The 972-nt window shown below is 63.0% G+C and carries 1 protein-coding gene; it reads left to right on the forward strand.

What is annotated here, in order from left to right:
* Positions 1–804 (forward strand): TonB-dependent receptor domain-containing protein (locus OSH12_RS26185; RefSeq protein WP_266346579.1); only part of this gene is annotated, 804 nt, incomplete at its 5' end.
* Positions 805–972: the final 168 nt, after the last annotated feature.

Genomic DNA, 972 nt, shown 5'->3' on the forward strand with positions numbered 1-972 from the left:
AATGACGGCTTCGCGCCGATCATCGCGGCGACGATCGAGCCGATCCAGGGCCTCGAGTTCTATGCCCGCTATGCCGAGGCGATCCGCGCGCCGAGCCTGTTCGAATCGACCACCGGCTTCTCGTTCAACGTCGACCCGATGACATCGGTGAAGCCGGAGCACGCCAAGAACACCGAGTTCGGCATCAACGTGCTGCGCAATGGCGTGCTGACCGAGGACGACAAGTTTCGCCTCAAGATCGCGCACTTCAACAACAAGGTCGATGACTACCTGACCCGCACCAACTATCCCGCCGTCACCGTGCGCAACATTCCCGGCGCCCGCTTCGTCGGCTGGGAAGGGTCTGTCGGCTATGATGTCGGCTGGGGCTTCGCCGAGCTGTCCGGCACCTATTACGACGAGGTCGAGTTCTGCGCCTACGAGACCGGCGGCCAGCTCGCCTGCCGCCCGGCCGGCGTCCAGAACGGTTATGCGCAGTTGCACGTCCCCCCGAAGAAGAGCGGCACAGTCACGGCTGGCGTGCGCTTCCTCGACGGCGACTTTGAGGTCGGCGGACGCCTGACCTACATGGGCGATCGCGGCACAACCACGACCAATGCGGACACGGGTGGCTTCACGACCGTGATCAACTGGGAGAAATACACGCTGGTCGACCTGTTCGCGTCCTACAAGTTCAATGAACACGTCACCATCGACGCGGCCGTCGATAACCTGACGGACGCCTATTACATGGACGCGCTTACCCTTGGACTGATGCCTTCGCCGGGCCGCACCGTTCGGGCCAGCTTGACAGCCAAGTTCTGAGCTACACCAAGGCGCGAAAAGTCAACTTAACGGAAAGCCCCACGCAACCATGAGCGACACAATCGACACCGTCCGACCGCAGGAGGCGAGCCGCGCCAAGCTGTTGAAGGCGGAGACGACCGAGACCCACAGCCGGCTGGACCAGTCGATCATGGCGGGCCGGCCGTT

It is taken from the genome of Kaistia terrae (genome assembly GCF_026344005.1).
GTDB classification, from domain to species: domain Bacteria; phylum Pseudomonadota; class Alphaproteobacteria; order Rhizobiales; family Kaistiaceae; genus Kaistia; species Kaistia terrae.